4 protein-coding genes are annotated in these 4,862 nt (G+C 69.8%); 1 reads left to right on the forward strand and 3 read right to left on the reverse strand.

All coding sequences use genetic code 11. The features are described 5' to 3' along the window. Positions 1-261: 261 nt before the first annotated feature. Positions 262-2,001, forward strand: coding sequence for a glycosyl hydrolase family 18 protein (locus D7V93_RS37945; protein WP_341870989.1), 1,740 nt, complete (start codon positions 262-264; stop codon positions 1,999-2,001). Here the strand turns inward: D7V93_RS37945 and kdd are convergent. The 3 genes from kdd to D7V93_RS37960 form a co-directional block, all read right to left on the reverse strand. Continuing rightward, entirely contained in the window at positions 1,998-3,029 is a 1,032-nt protein-coding gene (gene kdd, locus D7V93_RS37950; protein WP_120647966.1) for an L-erythro-3,5-diaminohexanoate dehydrogenase, read from the reverse strand. The genes D7V93_RS37945 and kdd overlap by 4 nt on opposite strands. Before the next feature lie 10 nt (positions 3,030-3,039). Further along, a complete protein-coding gene (locus tag D7V93_RS37955) occupies positions 3,040-4,047 on the reverse strand; it encodes an alpha/beta hydrolase (protein WP_120647967.1) in 1,008 nt (335 codons plus the stop codon). Between the two features lie 35 nt (positions 4,048-4,082). Further along, positions 4,083-4,862 (reverse strand): uracil-DNA glycosylase (locus tag D7V93_RS37960; RefSeq protein WP_244237744.1); only part of this gene is annotated, 780 nt, incomplete at its 5' end.

Genomic DNA, 4,862 nt, shown 5'->3' on the forward strand with positions numbered 1-4,862 from the left:
TGCCCGGGCCGTCCGCCCGCGCCTGCCGGCCAACCCTCGCGCCAGCCGTGCTCGGGCGAGTGACTTTCCCTCCCCGCACGTTCCGTGATTCCCTGCGGGGATGGAAGTAGTCGGGTTAATACTTGAGTTCCCAGATATCCAAAAATGGCATAAAATTACACTTTGGCTTGACTCACACAGGGGGTGCGGCTGCATAACATCGCGCGCAGCGTCAGGAGCCTTGTGATGAGCAGCCATCGAGCCATGTCAGTGCGTGGGTGGGTGTGCTTGAGCCTTGTGGTGGTGCTGGGCGGATGTGACTTCGGCGGAGGGCCGGATGAGCCGGTGCTGCCGGACACGCCCCCCGAAGCCCCGCTGGGAGTCGTGGCCCAGCCGGGGGATGCCTCCGCGCTGGTGACGTGGAGGCCGCCACCTTCCGACGGCGGCCAGCCGCTCATGTACTACGTGGTGCGCTGCGTGCCCGAGTGCGGTGGCGCCCTGGTGACGGCGCCCGGCACGCAGGCGACGGTGCTGGGGCTCAACAACGGCTTCACCTACGTGTTCAAGGTCGCCGCGGTGAACGCGATGGGCGAAGGCGCGGCCTCGGTGGAGACGGGGCTCGTGACGCCGCAGGCCGGCATGACCATCCCGAACCCCACGGTGCCGGGGCAGCCGCGCTCGGTGGTGCCCACGGCGGGCAATGGCCAGGCGTTCGTGAGCTGGCTGGCGCCGGCCAGCTACGGCGGGCGGCCGCTGTCGTACTTCAAGGTGATGGCGGAGCCCGGAGGCGCGACGGTGACGGTGAACGCGCCGGTGTCGGGTGCGCTCATCCCGGGGCTCACCAACGGCACCGCGTACACGTTCAGCGTGTGCGCGGCCAACGACCTGGGTGAAGGCCCGTGCGTGCGCACCTCCGCGTCGGTGACGCCGCGTCCGGGCGGGGCTCCGGCGAACTGGATCATGGGCTACTGGGTGGGCTACCAGCGCGACCTGTACCCGGTGGACTCGGTGGACATGTCGCTGCTCACGCACGTGGTGGTGGGCCGCATCCGTCCGCGCATCGACGGCACGCTCTACACGGACTTCGACGTGTCCGCCGTGGAGGGCCCCATGCTGGCGAAGGCGCTGGCCCAGCGGGCGCACAAGGCGGGCAAGAAGGCCCTGCTGATGCTGGGAGGCATGGGCGAGTACGACGGCTTCAAGGCCGCGACGGAGACGGTGGAGAAGCGCCGCAACTTCGTGCGGAACATCATCAAGGTCATGCGCGAGCTGGAGTTCGACGGCGTGGACGTGGACTGGGAGCCCATCCTCCTGCCGCAGGACGGCCCCCCGCTGCTGGCGCTGCTGGACGACCTGCGCGCCGCGGACGAGAAGATCCTCATCACGGTGCCCGTGGGCTGGGTGAACTCCAACTTCCCGCTGGGCAAGGTGGATGCGGACTTCCACAAGGAGCTCGCGGCCCGCGTCGACCAGATGAACGTCATGGCCTACAAGATGAGCGGCCACTGGGGCCAATGGGACAGCTGGCACTCCAGCGCGCTCTTCGCCGAGGGCGGCAACCACCCCAGCTCCGTCTCCAGCTCCGTGAAGGCCTTCCTCGACGCGGGCATCCCCGCGCAGCGCATGGGCGTGGGCATCGGCTTCTTCGGCACCTGCTGGAAGGGCGTCACGGAGCCGGGCACGCCGCTGGACGGACGGCCGGACGTGAAGGAGGAGCAGAGCGACAACGCGATGAGCTACGCCAACATCCAGACGCTCTACTACTCGCCGGAGGCCTACCGCTGGGACGCGCAGGCGAAGGTGCCCTACCTGTCCTTCCCCACCGCGTTCGGCCCGCAGGCGTGCAACTACATCTCCTACGAGGACGTCCCCTCCGTCACGGAGAAGGGACGCTGGGCCCGCGAACAGGGCCTGGGCGGCGGCATCATCTGGACCATCAACCAGGGCCACTTCCGGGAGGCCCCGAAGGGCCAGCAGGATCCGCTGATGGAGGCCGCGCACACGGCCTTCCTCAAGCCCTAGACGTAGCGCGCCTCGAAGAGCTGGCGCAGCGACGGTTCGGTGCGCAGGAGGTCCAGCGTGAGGGCGGCGTGGCCGGGCACGTACCCATTGCCCACAAGCATGGTGACGTCCTTGCCCACGCCCTCCGCGCCCAGGGCCGCCGTGGTGAAGCTGGTGGCCATGGAGAAGAAGATGACCGTGCCGCCGTCCTTCACGGACAGCAGGGACGCCATCTCCGTGTTGCCCACGCTGGCGCAGTTGACGACCAGGTCGCAGAGCTGACCGCCCGTCGCGCGCTGCACGGCCTCCATCACGTCCACGCCCTGGGTGGCGTCCACCTTCAGCGCCTCGTCACACAGGCCGATGGCGGACAGCGCGTCCAGCGCCTTCTGGGAGATGTCCAGCGCGAGCAGCTTGCCGCGGCTCTCCAGGCTGCGCCGCGCCTGCGCGAGGCACAGCGCACCGCTCTTGCCCGCGCCCAGCACGGCCACCGTCATGCCCGGGCGCACGTAGCGCGCCACCAGCGCGGGCGCGCCGCACACGTCCAGCGCCGCGAGCGCCAGCGTGTCCGGCATGTCCTCCGGCAGCTTCGCGTAGATGCCGCTCGCGAAGAGGAGCGCGTGGCCCTTGATGTCCACCCGGTCGATGTCCGCGTGCACCGCCTTCACCTCTTCGATGACGAGCGGCGTGAGCGTCAGGCTCACCAGCGTGGCGATGCGGTCGCCGGTCTTGAGCACGCCGTTGGCGGGGTGCTTCGCGCCCAGCTCCTTCACCCGGCCGATGAGCATCCCGCCGGAGCCGGTGACGGGGTTCTGCATCTTGCCGCGCTCGAGGACGATGTCCTGGATGCGCTGGGCGATGCGGGCCGGGTCGCCGCCCACGTCGTCCTTGATCTGCTTGAACGACGCGGCGTCGATGTTGAGGCTCTCCACGTCGATGAGCAGCTCCGCCTCGCGGCATGGCAGCGAGGGGTCCAGCTTGCGAGCGCGCTGCGGCAGCACGCCCTTCTCACCCACGACGCGCGACAGCCCGTACGAATCAGTCCCCATGGCGTCCTCTTCAGTCCTGCGACAGGCGCGGCACCAGCACCGCCAACGAGCGCTCGAAGCGGTATGACACGCCGGAGTGCCCGTCCTCGAATTCCTCGTGCACCACGTCCACGCCCGCGGCCTTCAGGTCGTCGGCCACCATGCGCGTACCCCAGCGCAGGTTGAACTCGTCGCGCGTGCCGCAGTCGAGGAACACCGTCTTCAGCTTGCGGAACGCGTCCAGGAACTTGGGTACGAAGCGCACCGGGTCATGCACCAGCCACCGGTTCCACACGTCCAGCCGCAGCTTCGCGTTCTGGAGGTCGAAGGGCAGCTCCAGGTTGAGCGGCTCGCCCTTCTTCGGCGAGTACGCGGCCGCCATGGCGAGGATGTTGACGACGGGGAAGTCGTCGCCGCGCAGCTTCGTCTCCTGCGCGCGCGTGCGCATCTCCGTCACCCACGTCTCCGCGCCACCGGACTTGAGCAGCGCGGTGGCCGCCTTGGGCAGGTCGGGCAGGTAGCAATATTCGAAGTAGGAGTCCGGCGCGTGCGCGCCCACCAGCGAGAACAGCTCCGGGTGGTAGCGGCCCATCACCAGCGCGCCATACCCGCCGGAGCTGTGGCCCACCACCGCGCGCGAGGCGGCCTTGGGCAGCGTGCGCCAGGTCTTGTCCACGAAGCCGACGATGTCCTTGGCCAGGTAGTCGCGGTAGCGCCCGATGGCGTCGCTGTTCACCCACTGGCTGCCGCCCAGCTTCGTCCAGGCATCCGGGAAGACGCCGATGACGGGCGGAATCGTGCCCTTCTCGATGAGGGCGTCCAGGCGGTCCGGCACGGACGGGGCGAAGCCGGACGCGTTCGTCCAGGAGGCGCCGCCGCTGCCGAAGGCGTGCAGGAAGTAGACGACCGGGTAGCGCTGGGTGCCCTCGGCGTAGCCCGGTGGCAGGTACACGGTGAGCCGGCGACGGGCCGGATCCCCCAGCGGATTGTTCTCCAGCGCGGGCGACTGCACTTCGCGCGTCTCGAGCACTCCCTTCATCGTGGCTCCCCTCCTTCGCGGCGCTCCCAGCGACTTCAGGCGCTGGAGCCCGGCTGCTTTCCGAACAGCTTCATCACCTGTTGCAGGTCCTCCCACGCCTTGCGCTTCTCCGCGTTGTTGCGCAGCAGATAGGCGGGGTGGAAGGTGGGCATGAGCTGAACGCCCTCGTATTCGCGCCACGTGCCCCGCATCTTCGTGATGGGGGTGGTGTCGCGCAGCAGCGTCTGCGCCGCGAACTTGCCCAGCGCGACGATGGCCCGGGGCTGGAGCGCGAGCAGCTGCGCGCGCAGGAACGGCTCGCACGCGGCGATCTCGTCAGGCTCCGGATTGCGGTTGCCCGGCGGGCGGCACTTCACGACGTTGCAGATGTAGACGTCGTTCCGGCTGAAGCCCATCGCGGCGATCATCTTCGTGAGCAGGTCTCCGGCCGGGCCCACGAAGGGCACGCCTTGGATGTCCTCGTTCTCACCGGGGCCCTCGCCCACGAACACCAGCTCCGCGCGCGGGTTGCCGGAGCCGAACACGATGTTCTTGCGGCCCGTGCACAGCTTGCAGCGCCGGCAGTCGCCCAACTCGCGGCGGATCTGATCCAGCGTGGGCCGCTCGCCTTCCACCACCCCCGGCAGCGCGCCGTTGTAGCGGGGCGTCGTCCGGGGCACGTCCACGAGCATCCCCGGGGCCGGAGCGGCCGCGCGCGGGGCGGCCGGGGGCGCAGCGGTGGCGACCATCACCGGGCGCGACGGCGCAGCGGCCGGGGTCCCCGAGGTCAGCGGGCGGGACGAGGCCAGCGGAGCGCGGGGGGCGGCCTCCGGGCC

It is taken from the genome of Corallococcus llansteffanensis, from assembly GCF_003612055.1.
Classification (GTDB): Bacteria; Myxococcota; Myxococcia; order Myxococcales; family Myxococcaceae; genus Corallococcus; species Corallococcus llansteffanensis.

Bases quoted from the DNA above. Each gene is read 5' to 3' on its own strand.
- kdd (WP_120647966.1), bottom strand. From the start codon at position 3,029: ATGGGGACTGATTCGTACGGGCTGTCGCGCGTCGTGGGTGAGAAGGGC.
- D7V93_RS37955 (WP_120647967.1), bottom strand. From the start codon at position 4,047: ATGAAGGGAGTGCTCGAGACGCGCGAAGTGCAGTCGCCCGCGCTGGAG.